The following is a 14,821-nucleotide window of genomic DNA, read 5'->3' as shown; positions in this document are numbered from 1 at the left end:
ATTCAGCGCCCACCAGACATTCACATGACACCGCCACGCCTCCGCCGTACCCGTATCGCCCTTGCCGCCGCCGGCGTGCTGGTCGCCGTTCCCGTCGTCGCCGTCATCGTGTTGATGAACTACGACTGGAACCGGGCGCGCCCCTGGCTCAACGACAAGATCGGTGAAGCCATCGACCGTCCGTTCGCCATCCGCGGCGACCTGGCGCTGACGTGGCAAAGCCAGGGTCGCGGCGATGCCGACCGCAGCTGGAGCGACTACCTGCCGCTGCCGCACCTGGTGGCGCAGGACGTGCACATCGGCAATCCGGCCGGCATGCAGGCGCCGGCGGAAATGGCCGGCGTCGGCCGCTTCGCCTTCTTCATCGAACTGCTGCCGTTGCTGCAGCACCGGATCTCGATCCCGGTGCTGCGCTTCGACCAGCCGGTGGTGCTGCTGCAGCGCGACGCCGATGGCAAGAACAACTGGACCTTCAAGCCGGCCGACAAGCCGTCGCCGTGGCAACTGGATTTGCAGCGCGTGGTGTTCACCAAGGGCACGGTGCACTACATCGACGCCAAGACCCACGTCGACGCCGTCGCCGAGGTCGACACCATCAACGCCGATCCGACCTACGGCGTGTCATGGAAGGTGCGCGGCAAATGGAACGGCCAGAACATCAGCGGCGGCGGCAAGGCCGGCGCGGTGCTGTCGCTGCGGCAGCAGTCCGTGCCCTACCCGCTGGCGGCCAACCTCAACGTCGGCGGCACCAGCATCGCCGTCGAAGGCACGCTGACCAAGCCGTCCGCGCTGGCCGCGATCGACATGCGGCTCAAGATCTCCGGCCCCAGCATGGCGCGCCTGTACGGCCTGACCGGCGTGCTGCTGCCGGAAACCCCGCCGTTCGCCACCGAGGGCCACCTGACCGGCAACCTCGGCGCCCACGCCAGCCACTGGCTGTACGACCGCTTCACCGGCCGCGTCGGCAACTCCGACATCGAGGGCAGGCTGGACTTCAAGACCGGCCAGCCGCGTCCGCTGTTGACGGGCGCCGTGCAATCGAAGCTGCTGCAGTTTTCCGACCTCGGCCCGCTGATCGGCGCCGATTCCAACGCCAGCAAGCAGGCGCGCGGCGTCGAAGCGGTGCAGCCCGGCAACCGGGTGCTGCCGGTGGAGAAGTTCCGCACCGAACGCTGGACCGCGCTCGACGCCGACGTCGGCTTCAAGGCCCAGCGCATCACGCGCGACAAGGACCTGCCGATCGCCAACCTGGACACGATGATCCACATGAAGGACGGCGTGCTGTCGCTGACGCCGATGAACTTCGATGTCGCCGGCGGCCGCTTCACCTCCAACATCAAGCTCGACGGCAGCGGCAGGCTCAATCCGAACGCCATCCGCGCCGAGCTCAAGGCCAGCGCGCGCAAGCTCAAGCTCAAGCAGCTGTTCCCCCGCATCGAAGAGATGCAGGCCACGGTGGGCGAAGTCAATGCCGACCTGTCGCTGTCGGCCACCGGCAATTCCGTGGCCGGGCTGCTGGGCTCGTCCAATGGCGAGCTCAAGGGCGTGATCAACGAAGGCAGCGTCAGCAAGCTGCTGCTGGAGGAAATGGGCCTGAACATCGGCAACGTGGTGCTGACCAAGGTTATCGGCGACAAGCAGGTCAAGCTCAATTGCATGGTCACCGATTTCAGCGTGACCAACGGCCTGATGCGGTCGCGCCTGTTCGTGGTCGACACCTCGGACGCCACCATCAGCGTCGCCGGCACCGTCAACCTCGACAACGAGAAGATGGACTTGACGCTGCGCCCGGACGCCAAGGGTCTGCGCGTGATCTCGCTGCGCGCGCCGATCTATGTGCGCGGCACCTTCAAGGACCCCGACGTCAGCGTCGACAAGGGCGTGCTGGCCTTGCGCGCCGGCGGCGCGCTGGCGCTGGCGGTGATGGCGCCGGTGGCGGCCATCCTGCCGCTGGTCAATGCCGGACCGGGCGAGACCACCGGCTGCGAAGCGCTGCTGGCCCGGCAAGGGGGCAAGCCGGTGGCGCCGTCGCCGGGCCAGACGCTGCGGCAAAAACCGTCAGGCAAGGTGAAAAATTAACTTCCGCTCTGTGTGCGTTGTCGTACGGATCGTCTCCGGCTTCTTCCGTAATCTGGCCACATTGGTGCAGGCGCTACCTGCCGCGCCTTAATCAGCTAGTGAGGAGAACATCATGAAGAACATCAAGCACATCGCATCGACCGCCGCCATCCTGGCGGCCACCCTGGGCCTGAGCGCTTGCGCAGGCATGTCGAATCAGGACAAGAGCACGGCGGTCGGCGCCGGCGTTGGCGCAGTGGCGGGCTCGGTACTGACCGGCGGCAGCGCAGTGGGCACCGTCGGCGGCGCTGCAGTGGGCGGCGTGATCGGCAACCAGGTCAGCAAGCCACCACGTTAAATCCTTAAATCCGGGGTCAGATCTGACAATTGGACACGAGCTCTACCGTAGCGGTTGCTACGGTAGAGCTCGTGTCCAATTGTCAGATCTGAGGTATCCCGGATTTCCCGGACAGTTAAATAGGCACACAGAATTGTGCCTCGACTTTTACCGGTGTCTGGTACCTTAAGGTTTGGTGCAGACGCATTTGATTGTAGTACACCGCAATGTAGTCGTTGACGACCGCTGCCGCCTCAGCGCGAGTCGGAAAGATCCGGTCGTGTATCAGTTCATTCTTCAAGCTTGAAAAGAAACTCTCGGCCACGGCATTGTCGTGACAGTTTCCTTTGCGGCTCATGCTGGCCTGCAAGCCATGTCGCCCCATCAACTCTCGATAGTCGTGCGATCCATAGGCGCTGCCTTGGTCACTGTGGAAGATGAGGCCCGGTGCAGGTTTTCTTTGATCAATAGCCATCTGAAGTGCTGCGGTCGGCAACGCGACGACCGGGGCATCATGCATCGACCAGCCCACTACCCGACGCGCAAACAGATCTAAGACTACCGCCAGATGCAGGAATCCCTCTTTGGTGCGTATCATCGTCATGTCACCAACCCAGACCTGGTTCGGCAGCCCAACCTGAAAGCGACGCTGCACCAGATTGGGGGCCGGTGGCTGCGAGCGGTCCTTGGCTTGTTTGGAGTGAGCACGACGGCTGCGGTTGGATTTCACCCCGTCGAGCTTACGCAACCGGGCAATGCGGTGTTTGCCGCAACGAACGCCTTGCCCATTAAGCAGGCGCCAGGTCTTGACTGAACCCGGAATCCAGCGGTGTTCCGTGTGCACGCGAACAATCTCCTGCCGCAAGGCCATATCTTCCAAGCTATGCAAGCTCTGTGGCGCCGCCTTGTAGGCGTAATAACGGCTACGACTGATGTCTAGCGCCCGGCACAATGACTTGACGGCAAACTCGCGGCGGTAGCGGTCGATATAGGCGTACTTCACTTCGCTAGGCGAGTTAAGTACGCATCGAACTTTTTTAGGATGTCCAGTTCTTCCTCGGCCTTAGCCAACCGGCGCCGCAGTTGCGTCACTTCATCCTCCTCGTCCAAGCGTGGACGCCCCGGGATTCGGAATTTCTCATCCGGAACCAGCTGATCAAATTTCCTGGCCCATTTGTAGAGCAGGTTACGGCGAATACCTAGTTCCAGTGCCAGGTCGGTCGCAGTTTGCTCTCGTTGCCGCAACCTAACGACCGCCTGCCGCTTAAACTCATCCGAGAACACTGTGCGCAGTCTGGCTGTTTCGTTCTCCATGGCTATCCTCCCGAGGCATGCTGACCTCTGTTAGAGTGTCCATGAAACCCGGGGTTCCTCAATCTGACCCCGGATTTACAGGAACACGCTGGCCATGCCGATCGCGCCGTTGTCCTTGACCAGCTCGTAGCAGCGGCAGGACACGGCTTCCAGCCCGGCCGAATCGAGGATCTCGATATTGCCGCGGCTGTAGGTGATCAGCTTCTGGTTCTGCAGCGCGCTGGCGGCCTTGGTCACGCCGACGCGGCGCACGCCCAGCGCGTGCGCCAGGAACTCATGCGTCAGATGGAATTTTTCCGACTGCAGGCGGTCGCGCGTGATCAGCAGCGAACGCGCCAGCCGCGCCTCCAGCACGTGAAAACGGCTGCACACGGCGATCTGGATCGCCTGCGCCAGCAAGGTGTCGGTGTAGCGGTACAGCAGCCGCTGCAGCGACGCGGTGCGGCGGAACTCGGTACAGAAATCGGCGGCGGCAATGCGGCTGGCGCGGCCGGCGCGCTGCACCACCGCGCGCACCTGGGCCTGCTCGTGGCCGAGCGCCACCGACGCGCCTATCATGCCCTCCTGCCCCACCGAGCCCACCTCCAGCGTCATGCGGCCTTCGGCCACGGCCAGCAGTGAAATCAGGCTATCGACGGGAAAGTAAATATGGCGGATGGTCTGGCCCGGCTCGTACAACACGTCGCCCACTTCGATCCGTACCGTGTCGCACAAAGCCAGCAGCGTGTGCTGATCGTCCTCCGGCAGGCTGGACAGCAGGCGGTTCAGCACTTGCCTGGACGGTGCATGGTCTTCATCGGACGGAGTGGAGTGAGAGGTATGCATGGGACCAGCGTAATGGCAATGATTTGCTCTGTATGTACGCTGACGCACGGAAGCAGAACATGTCTTGAGGGAAAATCCAGATATTAATCCATCATAAAAAAGGACGCCTCATGGACACCCCAACCCACACCTCCAAACAATCGCTGCACCCTGTCATGGTCATCGCCGCCGTCGCGGTGGTGCTGTTCTGCGGCGTGGGCAGCGCCGCCATCATGGGCTGGCTGCCGACCTCCAGCGCCACCGTGCCCGGCGCCGCGCCGATGCAGGGCCAGCTGTCGTCGGTGCCGCCGCCGGAACAACAACCGCAGCGGCAGCCGCAACAGCAAGCCGGCTATGCCAGCAATCTCAACAACGCCAACAACGCAGCCCCGGCCCAGGGCCAGATGGAGGAACCGGCAGCGCAACACGCGCCCGCCGTGTGCAACAGCTGCGGCGTGGTTGAATCGGTGCGCTCGATTGAACATCGCGGCCAGGGCAGCGGCGTCGGCGCGGCCGGCGGCGCCATCCTCGGCGGCCTGCTGGGCAACCAGGTCGGCAGCGGCCATGGCCGTCAGCTGGCCACGGTGGCCGGCGCGGTCGGCGGCGCGGTGGCCGGCAACCAGGTCGAAGGCAATATGAAGACCACGCACAGCTGGGAGATCACCGTGCGCATGGACAACGGCAAGAAGCGCGTGCTGCACCAGTCGTCGCAGCCGCAATGGCGCTCGGGCGATCAGGTCAAAATCGTCAACGGCCAGTTGCGTTCTGTTTAAGTACGACAGCGTACAGAAGGACTGCAGTCGGCAGAAGATAATGAACTCGCATAACAACCTGAGGAGAGAATCATGCTGTATACCATCGCTGTAGTCTTGCTTATCCTGTGGCTGCTGGGCCTGGTCACTTCGTACACCGTAGGCGGCTTTATCCACATCCTGCTGGTAGTTGCTATCATCATGGTGCTGCTGCGCCTGATTAGCGGACGCGGCGTGTAGCGCCTCTCCGCCAGCATCTGAAGCGGCGCTCCACCCGACGGTGGCGCGCCGTTTTTTCATTTTCAGGAGATAACATGAAGCGTGTATTGATTTCGCTGGCCTTGCTGGCCGCGGCCCAGGTCCAGGCCCAAACCCCGGCGCCGACCATCAAGCCCGGCCTGTGGGAATTGAATAACAAGGTCAAGACCGGCAACGCGCAGACCGACCAGGCGATGGGCATGGCGCTCAAGCAGCTGGCCAACATGGCGCCGGAGCAGCGCGCCCAGATCGAGGCGATGATGAAGCAGAACGGCGTCTCGATGCCGCAGTCGGGCAGCGATGGCGGCATGGTGCTGACGGCGTGCGTGACGCCGGAGATGGCGGCGAAGAAGGAACTGCCGCTGAGCCAGAAAGGCAAGTGCACGTCGAAGCAGGAGCCGGTGGCGGGCGGCATGAACATCTCGTTCAGCTGCACCGATCCGGCCTCCAGCGGCCAGGGCACGATACGCTTCAACGGCGACAGCAGCTACACGATGAACATGAACGTCACCACCGCCGCCAGCGGCCAGCCGCAAAACGTCACGGTGGAATCGACCGGGCGCTGGCTCAGCGCCAGCTGCCCGGCCAAGTAACAAAGCTGATTGATTACTGGCTGTCCGAGAACGCCATGTAGCGGTCGCGCGCCAGCGTGGCGATCGGCCCCACCGGCAGGCTGCGTCCTTCGTAGCGGATGCACGGCGTGACCTTGCCGTAGTTGCCGGTGTTGAAGATCTCGACGGCGCTGTCCAGTTCCTCGGGGCGCACGGTGCGCTCTTCGACCTGCACGCCCTCCTTCGCCAGCAGCTCGATCACGCGGGCGCGCGTGATGCCGGACAGGAAGGTGCCGTTGGCCACCGGCGTCACCACGCCACCGCCCGGCGTGACCAGGAACAGGTTGGCCGACGCGAACTCGGCCACGTTGCCGGCGCTGTCGCAGACCACGGCGTTGTCGTAGCCGCGCTGCTGCGCTTCGCGGATGGCCTTGGCGGTGTTGGCGTACAAGGCAGAGGCCTTGGCGTCGGTGGGCGCCATCGAAGGCTCCGGCCGCAGCAGCCCCGACAGGCAGGCCGAGAAGCCGGTGAACGGTGGCATCGGCGCGTCGAACAGCGTCAGCGCGAACGCGCTTTTTTCCGCCACCGGGATCAGGAAGCCGTCGGTGCCGAACACCAGCGGCCGCACATACAGCTCGGCATCAGCCGGGAATTTGGCCACGCCCTCGCGCACCAGCGCTTCCATCTCATCCACGCTCAGCGGACAGGCCAGGCCGACGCGCTCGGCGGAATTGATCACACGCTGCAGATGCGGCCGCAGATCCGGCAGATGGCCGCGGATCGCGCGGGCGCCATCGAACACGGACGATCCCAGCCATACGCTGTGATCCATCGCGCCATACAGTGGGGTGTTGCCTTCGCTCCAGGCGCCGTTGAAATAGGTCAGATACATGCTCGTTCCTGATGTTAGTGAGTCAGTGGAACGGGCAATTTATCACGTTTGTTCAGAATGCATGTCGCAGGCCGATGTTGATCGCCTTGTCGCCCTGTCCGGCGCTGGTGGCGTTGCCGACCGTGTAGCCGGCGCCGTTGCGGTTCTGGATCCTGGCGAAGGCGGCGTAGAAGTCGGTGCGCTTCGACAGCGCGTAGCTGGCGCCGACGGCGATCTGGTTGGCGTCGCGGTTGGCCAGGCCGCGGTCGTCCTTGTGGATGTACGAGGCCAGCCAGGTGAGCGCGCCCCTGGGCACGGCGATGCCGACCAGCACGTCGCGGCTGTCGTTGGACGGCGTGCTTTGCACCACCGCGCCGTAGGGATTGTTCATGTCCCACGGCGAACTGCCGTCGCCCTTGCTGTGGCCGTACGCGGCGTAGCCGACGAAGCGGCCGAAATTGAAATTGGCCGCCACCAGCGTGTTGCGGGCCGACTGGTCGACCGCCGGCATGGTGCCGGTGGCGTCCAGCAGATTGTCCTTGCGCTGGTGGCTGACGCTGATGTTGGCGGCGCCGTGCGCATAGCCGATGGTGGCGCCGTACGCGCGGTTGACCCGGCTGTTGTACGGCGACTCGCCGAAGCTGTAGATCGCCGCCCCGCTCCAGCCGGCCTTGCTGCGCGGCGTCGCGTACCTGATGGTGTTGTCGTAGCGCTGGGTGGTGTAGCCGACCAGGTTGGCGGCGCTGCCGGCCATGCCGCCGTGGAAAGGGTCGGCCACGTCGGTCAGCGCTTCGTAGACCAGGTTGTACTGCCGGCCCAAGGTGACCATGCCCAGCGGGCCGTCGAGCCCGACATAGGCCTGGCGGCCGAACAGCTTGCCGTTCTGGTCGGAAGCGCCGGTATCGTTGAGTACGCCAGCCTCGAGCGTGTAGACGGCCGCCGTGCCGCCGCCCAGGTCCTCGCGACCGCGCACGCCCAGCCGCGAAGGGGAAGCGATGCCGCTGTCGACCTTGGTCCGCGTGCAGTCGCCATTGCAACCACGCTCGGACACCACGCCGGCGTCCAGCAGCCCATAGACCTGGACTGAAGACGGCGCCTGCGCCGCCGCGGTCAGGGGTGCGATGACTGCCAGCGTGAACAAGGTGGTTTTCATAATGGCACCATGGTAGGCCACAGCCGGGTCCACCTCTGTGCGTTCGACCACTTTTACACCCATATTTGCAGCTACTTGGTTTATAGTGACATTTCATCATGCGAAAGGCGGACCGCTATGCACACGCAATATGACGACAAACGGTGTTCCCCGGGAGAGGCCATCGAACTGCTGAAGGACGGCGATTTCATCATCGTGCCGTCCGGCGCCGGCGAACCGCCCACGCTGCTGCACGCGCTGTCCGAGCAGCGCACCCGTTTCCGCGACGTCAAGGTCGCGCAGATCCTGGCGATGCGCAAATACGGCTACTTCGATTGCGACACCGTCCAGCACGTGCGCCACGTGGCGCTGTTCTTCGGCGGCGCCTCCCGCTCGGCCGGACAGGCCGGCTGGGCCGACTTCATCCCCGCCTATTTCTCCGAACTGCCAAGCCTGATCGAGCGCGGCATGGTGCCGTCCGACGTGGTGTTCTCGATGGCCTCGCCGATGGACGAGCACGGCAATTTCGCGCTCAGCCTGGGCGCCGACTACACCATGGCGGCGATCCAGAAGGCGCGCGTGGTGGTGCTGGAAGTGAATCCCAACGTGCCGTACGCGCACGGCCAGTGCCACGTCCACATCTCGCAGGTGACGGCGCTGGTGGAGAGCAACGAGCCGGTGATCGAAGTCGGCCTGCCCAAGATCGGGCCGGTGCAGGAAGCCATCGCCGGCTACGTGGCGGAGATGATCGAGGACGGCTCGACCCTGCAGATCGGCTACGGCGGCATTCCCGACGCGGTGGTGATGCAGCTGACCTCCAAGCACGACCTCGGCGTCCACACCGAGATGATAGGCGACGGCATCCTCAAGCTGGTCGAATCGGGCGCCGTCAACAACAGCCGCAAGACCTATTTGTCGAACAAGATGGTGGCCACCTTCGCGCTGGGCTCGCGCAAGCTGTACGACTTCATGCACCGCAATCCGATGCTGGAAATGCACCCGGTCAATTACACCAACGATCCCTACCTGGCCGGCCAGAACAACCAGCTGGTCGCCATCAACGCCAGCCTGCAGGTCGACCTGCTGGGCCAGTGTGGATCGGAAAGCATCGCCCACCTGCCCTATTCCGGCACCGGCGGCCAGGTCGATTTCGTCCGCGCCGCCAACCGTTCGCGCGGCGGCAAGGCCTTCATCGTGCTGCCGTCGACCGCCAAGGAAGGCAGCATCTCGCGCATCGTCTGCACGCTGACGCCGGGCACCCACGTCACCACCGGCAAGAACGACGTCAACTACGTGGTGACCGAATACGGCGTGGCCCAGCTGCGCGGCAAATCCGCCCACCAGCGGGCCGAGGCGCTGATCGCCATCGCCCATCCGGACTTCCGCGCCGAGCTGCGGCAGGCAGCCAAAAAGATCTTGCTCTGCTAAGAGACGAGTTTCCTGTTGGATATTTGTATGTACGGCAGCGTACATACGAATGTCCGACAGCTGGCTATACTGCGTTGCATGATAGATATCCTCGAACGCATCGACGCACAAAGCAGCGATATCGGCCTGATGGTCGCGCTGTTCGACACGCTGCGTCCCCCACGCCCCAGCGACGGCGCGCGCGCCACCGCCAATGTGCGCACGCTGTGCCAGCTGTTGAAAGGCAACCCTGCGCACGCGCTGGCGCTGCGAAATTACGCCCGCACGCTGCTTGCCAGCCGCCGCCATGCCAGCCTGTACACCGAAATCGGCGTGCTGTCGAATGACGGCTTCTTCACCGAACTGAAGCGCCGTATCGCCTTCCGCATGCTGCCGCCGGCGCTGGGCGACGACTACCTCAGCGACGCGCTCGACCAGGTGGTCTACCGCCGCACCGACCACATCTGGATCGCCGCCGTGCCGGCCGCCGACTGGCTGGCCCTGGTCGACGTGATCGCCATGGCGCATGGCGAGGACGAGCCGGACGGCAACCTGATGCTGCCCGGCCTGCTGGAAGCGATACGCACGCTGTCCTACCGCGTGTGCGCCATCGGCCTGGAGCCGAAGCTGACCAACTTCCACACCGAGATGGAGACCTACGAGTCGCCGTTCATGGTGCAGAACTTCGAAGTCAACGCCTACCTCGACAGCTACCAGCGCATGCTGGCCGGCGAAACGGTGGCGCTGGAAGACGCCCGCCACCTGCTGGTGATGCTGGACCAGTGCGACGAGGTGATCGCCAGGATCCGCAAGAAGGCGCTGAGCCAGGGCACCAGCATCGCGCTGACCTACCTGCTGGTGGCGCTGACGCAAAGCATAGACCGCCTGCGCAAGCTGCTGTTCCTGGTCGACGTCAGCGGCGAGCTGCCGGCCGCGCCGCAGCTGGAAGCGCAGTTGCCTGTAAATCTGCTGGCCGCGACCCACGTTCCCCATCAGCAGGAAGGCCCGCCGAGTCCGCGCCGCAGCGCCGCCGTGGCGCTGGCGCAGGAACTGATCACCGCGCACAACAACAAATACATGGTGCGCGATCTGCTGGGCGACAATATCGACCTGCTGGCGCGCAACATCACCGACAACGCCAGCCACACCGGCGAGCACTACGTTGCCGACTCGCGCAAGGAATTGCGCGGCATGTTCGTGTCGTCGGCCGGCGCCGGCCTGGTGATCGGCTTCATGGCCTTGTTCAAGATACTGGCCTCGTATCTGCGCGCCGCGCCGCTGGTCGAGACCTTTTTGTTCAGCATGAACTATTCGCTGGGCTTCATGTTCATCCATTTGCTGCATTTCACCGTCGCCACCAAGCAGCCGGCGATGACCGCCTCGCGCATCGCGGCCGGCCTGCAAAGCAAGGACGGCCGCAACATCGACCTCGACAGCATGGCCGAGCTGTGCAGCAAGGTGATACGCACGCAAAACATGGCGGTGCTGGGCAACCTGGCCACCGCCATCCCGACCGCCTGGCTGATCGCCATGGCCTGGCCGTGGCTGACGGGCCACCACCTGGTGTCGCCGGACAAGGCCATGCACCTGCTGCACGATATCGATCCCATCCACGGTCCGACGCTGATCTACGCGGCCATCGCCGGCGTCTGCCTGTTCGTGGCCGGCCTGATCTCGGGCTACTACGACAACAAGGCGCTGTACACGCGCTGGGCCCGGCGCGTCGCGCAGCTGCGCGGCCTGCGCTGGCTGCTGGGGCAGGAGCGGCTGGACCGGTTGGGCGTGTACATGGAGAACAACCTGGGCGGACTGATGGGGAATTTCTTCTTCGGCATCCTGCTCGGCGTGATGCCGCTGCTGGGCTTCCTGCTGGGCATGCCGCTGGATATCCGCCACGTGACGTTCTCATCGGCCAACTTTGCGACAGCCATGGTGGGACTCGACCACAATGTCAGCTGGGAACTTGTGTTGACGTCCGTGGCTGGTTTCCTGGCCATCGGCACGGTCAACCTGCTGGTCAGTTTCGGACTGGCGCTGTGGGTGGCCCTGCGCTCGCGCCAGGTGCATTTCAAGCATGGCTGGCAACTGCTGAAGGCGCTGGGCCGCAAGTTCCGGCAGGCGCCGGTGTCGTTCTTCTTCGGCTCGGCGGAAGAAGAAGCGGCGCCGCTGGCATTATCCGACGAATCGAAAACCGCTGAAAAGGCTACAAGATGAAATCTGCACGCATGCGTTACTGGCTGCCCCTCGGCCTGATGTGCTGGGGTTTGCTGGGCGCATGCGCCTCGCTGCCGAACGTGACGGCGATGAGCGACAAGCTCGAGCCGGGCGCCGTGCCCAGCGTCAAGGGAGCCAACGGCACGCTGAGCGACGGCCGCGCCAAGGCGCTGCTGGCCAAGCGCTGGCCCAAGGCCACGTTGGACCAGCAGGCGCAGGCCGCGCTGGAGGAAGCCGCCACCGGCGTGCCCCTGATCGCCGGCAACAAGTGCACGCTGTTGTTCGACGGCCCGCAAACGATGGCCGAGATGCTCAAGGCCATCAATGCCGCGCGCAACAACATCAACCTGGAAACCTACATCTTCGACCAGGATGAACTGGGCCTGAAGTTCGCCGACGCGCTGATCGACAAGCAACAGCAAGGCGTGACGGTCAACATCATGTACGACAGCGTGGGCACGCTTGGCGTGCCGGCCGAGTTCTTCGAGCGCATGCGCAAGGCCGGCATCCACCTGATGGAATTCAACCCGGTCAATCCGGCCAAGCTGAACGGCGACAGCTGGAAGGTCAACAACCGCGACCACCGCAAGGTGCTGATCGTCGACGGCAAGATCGCTTTCACGGGCGGCATCAACATCAGCGCCACGTATGCCAAGAGCTCGCTGTTCCGCTCCAAGTCCAGGCCCACCGACAAGTCCGACGTCGGCTGGCGCGACACCCACATCAAGGTCGAAGGTCCGGCGGTGCAGGCGTTCCAGTGGCTGTACGTGCGCCAGTGGGCCACGCAGGACAAGGCCGACCTGCCGGACGCCGACTACTTCCCGCAGCCGGTGATCGCCGGCGACAAGGTGGTGCGCGTGCTGGGCAGCGACCCGGGCAGCCAGTTCGAGATCTACAAGGCCTACAGCCTGGCGTTCCAGGAAGCCAAGAAGAGCATCCACCTCACGTCCGCCTATTTCGTGCCGGACCAGCAGACGGTCGATGCGCTGAAGGCCGCGGCGCGGCGCGGCGTGGACGTGAAGATCGTGCTGCCGGGCGTGTCCGACAGCGGGCTGGTGTTCTACGCCGGCCATGGTTTCTACGACCAACTGCTGGAGAGCGGCGTGCAGATCTACCAGCTGAAGCTGGCGGTGCTGCACGCGAAGACCGCCGTCATCGACGGCAACTGGTCGACGGTGGGCTCGACCAACATCGACACCCGCAGCTTCCTGCACAACAGCGAGCTGAACGTGGTGGTGCTGGGCGACGCCTTCGGCATCGAAATGGAAAAAGCCTTCCAGGAAGACCTGCGCGACTCGACCCGCATCACGCTGGAAGACTGGCGCCACCGTCCGTGGGCCAGCCGCATGAAGGAATGGGCCGCCCGCTTGATGGACTACTGGCTCTAAAACCCCGGGGTCAGGTTACGATTCGCCGGTGAGGGACCAGACGTCGCCTTCGCGGCGGAAGCGTTCGGTGTGCACCGGCTCGTAACTGGCCGTGCCGGCGATCCAGCTGTAGCGCTCGACCTGCACCATGTCGGGCTCGACGCGGATGACGTTGAAGGAATTCGACTCGCCCCTGCCGCGCGTGGAGGTGGCGGTGCCGGCCTGCACCACCAAGGCCGCGTAGCCGCTGATCTTGTAGCGCTGCGCGCTGTTGCCGGCGTGGCTAGCGTGCAAATGCCCGGCCAGCAACAAATCCACGCCGCACTCGGCGAACGCCCGCATCGCCATCGGCGCGCGGTCGACCAGGTCGTCCTGGTCGAAGTGCTCCGGCAAATCAAACGGGTGGTGGGTGACGACGATGCGCGTCAGGTGCTGATCCACCGCACCCATGCGCTGGCGGATCTGCGCCACCTGGTCGTGGTTGATGCGCCCATCCTTGAACGTCAGCGAACGCGCGGTATTGATGCCCAGCACGGCGATCTCCTCGTCCACATATTCCGGCGCCAGGTCCAGCGTCACGTAGCGCGTGTATTTGCGCAGCGGCGTCAGGAAGCGGCTGGCGACGTTGTACAGCGGGATGTCGTGATTGCCCGGCACCACGATCTGCGGCCCCGGCAAGGTGTCGAGAAACGCCCGCGCGGCCTTGAACTCCTCGGTCTTGGCGCGCTGCGTCAGGTCGCCCGACACCACCACCACATCCGGCGCCAGCCGCGCGGTCAGCTCTTGCAGCGGCCGCAGCAAATCCTGGTCGACGCGGCCGAAATGCAGGTCGGACAAATGAACGATGGTACGCATGCTGATCTCCTCAGGCGGCCGGAACGATCACGCTCAGGGCCGACGCCCGTGAACGATAGCACAGCGGCGGCTGCATATGCGTGACCTCGCCGTCGGTGGCCACGCGCAGCCGGTGGTGCCGGGTTTCGATCACCAGCTCCGACGCCGACAGCACATCGAAGTCGCGCGCCTCCGCCAGCTTGCCGAACAGCGCATGCAGCGCGTAGCGCAGCAATCCCAGCCGGGTCGGATTCTGCGCGACATACAGGCACAGCTTGCCGCTGTCGAGCCGCTCGCGCGCGCCCATGGTCAAGCCCTGCAGGTATTCGTTGTTGCCGATGAAGACGAACGGCGTGCGGCGCAGATGCGCTTCGCCGTTGATTTTCAGCCGCACGCTCATGAACGGAAAACGCCGCAGCGCCGCAAACAGCGCATGGCCGAACGCCAGCCATTTGCCGCGTCCCAGCTTCTTCTGCTGCTGCTCGCGGTCGCGCACGATGTCGGGATACATGCCGAGGCTGGAATTGTTGAGGAAGATGCGGCCGTTGACTTCGCCGACATCGATCTGGCACGCCCTCCCCAGCACCGCATTGGCCACCGCTCCATCCAGGTCCAGCGGAATCTTCAGGTCCTTGGCGAAGTGGTTCAGCGTGCCCAGCGGCAGCACGCCCAGCCGGGTGCGGCTGCCGACCAGCACCGACGCCACCGCGTTGATCGTGCCGTCGCCGCCGCCGGCCACCACCAGCGGCGCGCCGTCGGCCACGGCTTTTTCGGCGCGGGCGATCATCTCGTCGCCGCTCCTGGCCAGCGTGATGTCCGGCGCGACGCCGTGACTGCGGAATTTTTCCTCCAGCGCGGCGGTCCAGCCGCCGCAATAGCCCAGCCCCGCGCTGGCATTAACGATCACCACTATGCTGTCCAG

At 64.6% G+C, this 14,821-nt stretch carries 15 protein-coding genes; 8 read left to right on the top strand and 7 right to left on the bottom strand.

The features are described from left to right. The first annotated feature begins 24 nt into the window (after positions 1-24). Entirely contained in the window at positions 25-2,079 is a 2,055-nt protein-coding gene (locus ACSQ3S_RS10980; protein ID WP_436142381.1) for an AsmA family protein, read from the top strand. Between the two features lie 112 nt (positions 2,080-2,191). Further along, on the top strand, positions 2,192-2,416 hold the full coding sequence (locus tag ACSQ3S_RS10975; protein ID WP_176653627.1) for a glycine zipper 2TM domain-containing protein: 225 nt from the start codon (positions 2,192-2,194) through the stop codon (positions 2,414-2,416). 115 nt (positions 2,417-2,531) lie between these two features. Here the strand turns inward: ACSQ3S_RS10975 and ACSQ3S_RS10970 are convergent, their stop codons facing one another. The 3 genes from ACSQ3S_RS10970 to ACSQ3S_RS10960 form a co-directional block, all read right to left on the bottom strand. Beyond that, complete coding sequence (locus ACSQ3S_RS10970) at positions 2,532-3,398, bottom strand: IS3 family transposase (RefSeq protein WP_413449690.1); 867 nt, start codon at positions 3,396-3,398, stop codon at positions 2,532-2,534. After that, positions 3,395-3,709, bottom strand: a complete 315-nt coding sequence (locus tag ACSQ3S_RS10965) for a transposase (RefSeq protein ID WP_353403268.1) — start codon at positions 3,707-3,709, stop codon at positions 3,395-3,397. Before ACSQ3S_RS10965 ends, ACSQ3S_RS10970 begins: the two co-directional genes overlap by 4 nt. 75 nt (positions 3,710-3,784) lie before the next feature. Next, on the bottom strand, positions 3,785-4,534 hold the full coding sequence (locus tag ACSQ3S_RS10960) for a Crp/Fnr family transcriptional regulator (RefSeq protein ID WP_176653626.1): 750 nt from the start codon (positions 4,532-4,534) through the stop codon (positions 3,785-3,787). Between the two features lie 110 nt (positions 4,535-4,644). On the opposite strand from ACSQ3S_RS10960, the gene ACSQ3S_RS10955 reads away from it, so the two are divergent. The 3 genes from ACSQ3S_RS10955 (at position 4,645) to ACSQ3S_RS10945 (ending at position 6,116) form a co-directional block, all read left to right on the top strand. Continuing rightward, complete coding sequence (locus tag ACSQ3S_RS10955; protein ID WP_176653625.1) at positions 4,645-5,286, top strand: glycine zipper 2TM domain-containing protein; 642 nt, start codon at positions 4,645-4,647, stop codon at positions 5,284-5,286. Between the two features lie 72 nt (positions 5,287-5,358). Further along, positions 5,359-5,505: a lmo0937 family membrane protein gene (locus ACSQ3S_RS10950; protein WP_020705825.1), complete on the top strand. Its 147-nt coding sequence runs from the start codon at positions 5,359-5,361 to the stop codon at positions 5,503-5,505. Between the two features lie 74 nt (positions 5,506-5,579). Further along, a complete protein-coding gene (locus tag ACSQ3S_RS10945) occupies positions 5,580-6,116 on the top strand; it encodes a DUF3617 domain-containing protein (protein ID WP_353404733.1) in 537 nt (178 codons plus the stop codon). 13 nt (positions 6,117-6,129) lie between these two features. Here the strand turns inward: ACSQ3S_RS10945 and ACSQ3S_RS10940 are convergent, their stop codons facing one another. After that, entirely contained in the window at positions 6,130-6,966 is an 837-nt protein-coding gene (locus ACSQ3S_RS10940; protein ID WP_176653623.1) for a branched-chain amino acid aminotransferase, read from the bottom strand. Between the two features lie 52 nt (positions 6,967-7,018). Next, a complete protein-coding gene (locus ACSQ3S_RS10935) occupies positions 7,019-8,098 on the bottom strand; it encodes a porin (RefSeq protein WP_436142380.1) in 1,080 nt (359 codons plus the stop codon). A gap of 117 nt (positions 8,099-8,215) precedes the next feature. On the opposite strand from ACSQ3S_RS10935, the gene ACSQ3S_RS10930 reads away from it, so the two are divergent. The 3 genes from ACSQ3S_RS10930 to cls all read left to right on the top strand — a co-directional run bounded on the left by ACSQ3S_RS10930 (position 8,216) and on the right by cls (position 13,086). Continuing rightward, positions 8,216-9,505, top strand: coding sequence for an acetyl-CoA hydrolase/transferase family protein (locus tag ACSQ3S_RS10930; protein ID WP_436142379.1), 1,290 nt, complete (start codon positions 8,216-8,218; stop codon positions 9,503-9,505). Between the two features lie 78 nt (positions 9,506-9,583). Next, complete coding sequence (locus ACSQ3S_RS10925; RefSeq protein ID WP_436142378.1) at positions 9,584-11,698, top strand: site-specific recombinase; 2,115 nt, start codon at positions 9,584-9,586, stop codon at positions 11,696-11,698. Next, positions 11,695-13,086 (top strand): cardiolipin synthase, encoded by a 1,392-nt coding sequence (cls, locus tag ACSQ3S_RS10920; RefSeq protein ID WP_176653619.1) that lies wholly within the window; start codon positions 11,695-11,697, stop codon positions 13,084-13,086. The genes ACSQ3S_RS10925 and cls overlap by 4 nt, the downstream gene beginning before the upstream one ends. Before the next feature lie 15 nt (positions 13,087-13,101). Here cls and ACSQ3S_RS10915 read toward each other — a convergent pair whose 3' ends face one another. Together ACSQ3S_RS10915 and ACSQ3S_RS10910 are read right to left on the bottom strand one after the other, a co-directional pair. Then, positions 13,102-13,920, bottom strand: coding sequence for a metallophosphoesterase family protein (locus ACSQ3S_RS10915; RefSeq protein WP_413449460.1), 819 nt, complete (start codon positions 13,918-13,920; stop codon positions 13,102-13,104). Between the two features lie 10 nt (positions 13,921-13,930). Further along, positions 13,931-14,809 carry a diacylglycerol/lipid kinase family protein gene (locus ACSQ3S_RS10910; protein WP_436142377.1) on the bottom strand — a complete coding sequence of 293 codons (879 nt, stop codon included), beginning with the start codon at positions 14,807-14,809 and terminating at the stop codon, positions 13,931-13,933. Positions 14,810-14,821: the final 12 nt, after the last annotated feature.

This window comes from Duganella sp. LjRoot269 (assembly GCF_964254095.1).
Classification (GTDB): domain Bacteria; phylum Pseudomonadota; class Gammaproteobacteria; order Burkholderiales; family Burkholderiaceae_D; genus Rugamonas; species Rugamonas hordei.
Note: the sequence above shows the minus strand (reverse complement) of the source record. Positions and strands in the feature narration are given on the sequence as shown.

Coding starts and splice junctions, on each gene's coding strand:
- ACSQ3S_RS10980 (WP_436142381.1), top strand. CDS start 25: ATGACACCGCCACGCCTCCGCCGTACCCGTATCGCCCTTGCCGCCGCC.
- ACSQ3S_RS10975 (WP_176653627.1), top strand. CDS start 2,192: ATGAAGAACATCAAGCACATCGCATCGACCGCCGCCATCCTGGCGGCC.
- ACSQ3S_RS10965 (WP_353403268.1), bottom strand. CDS start 3,709: ATGGAGAACGAAACAGCCAGACTGCGCACAGTGTTCTCGGATGAGTTT.
- ACSQ3S_RS10960 (WP_176653626.1), bottom strand. CDS start 4,534: ATGCATACCTCTCACTCCACTCCGTCCGATGAAGACCATGCACCGTCC.
- ACSQ3S_RS10955 (WP_176653625.1), top strand. CDS start 4,645: ATGGACACCCCAACCCACACCTCCAAACAATCGCTGCACCCTGTCATG.
- ACSQ3S_RS10950 (WP_020705825.1), top strand. CDS start 5,359: ATGCTGTATACCATCGCTGTAGTCTTGCTTATCCTGTGGCTGCTGGGC.
- ACSQ3S_RS10945 (WP_353404733.1), top strand. CDS start 5,580: ATGAAGCGTGTATTGATTTCGCTGGCCTTGCTGGCCGCGGCCCAGGTC.
- ACSQ3S_RS10940 (WP_176653623.1), bottom strand. CDS start 6,966: ATGTATCTGACCTATTTCAACGGCGCCTGGAGCGAAGGCAACACCCCA.
- ACSQ3S_RS10935 (WP_436142380.1), bottom strand. CDS start 8,098: ATGAAAACCACCTTGTTCACGCTGGCAGTCATCGCACCCCTGACCGCG.
- ACSQ3S_RS10930 (WP_436142379.1), top strand. CDS start 8,216: ATGCACACGCAATATGACGACAAACGGTGTTCCCCGGGAGAGGCCATC.
- ACSQ3S_RS10925 (WP_436142378.1), top strand. CDS start 9,584: ATGATAGATATCCTCGAACGCATCGACGCACAAAGCAGCGATATCGGC.
- cls (WP_176653619.1), top strand. CDS start 11,695: ATGAAATCTGCACGCATGCGTTACTGGCTGCCCCTCGGCCTGATGTGC.
- ACSQ3S_RS10915 (WP_413449460.1), bottom strand. CDS start 13,920: ATGCGTACCATCGTTCATTTGTCCGACCTGCATTTCGGCCGCGTCGAC.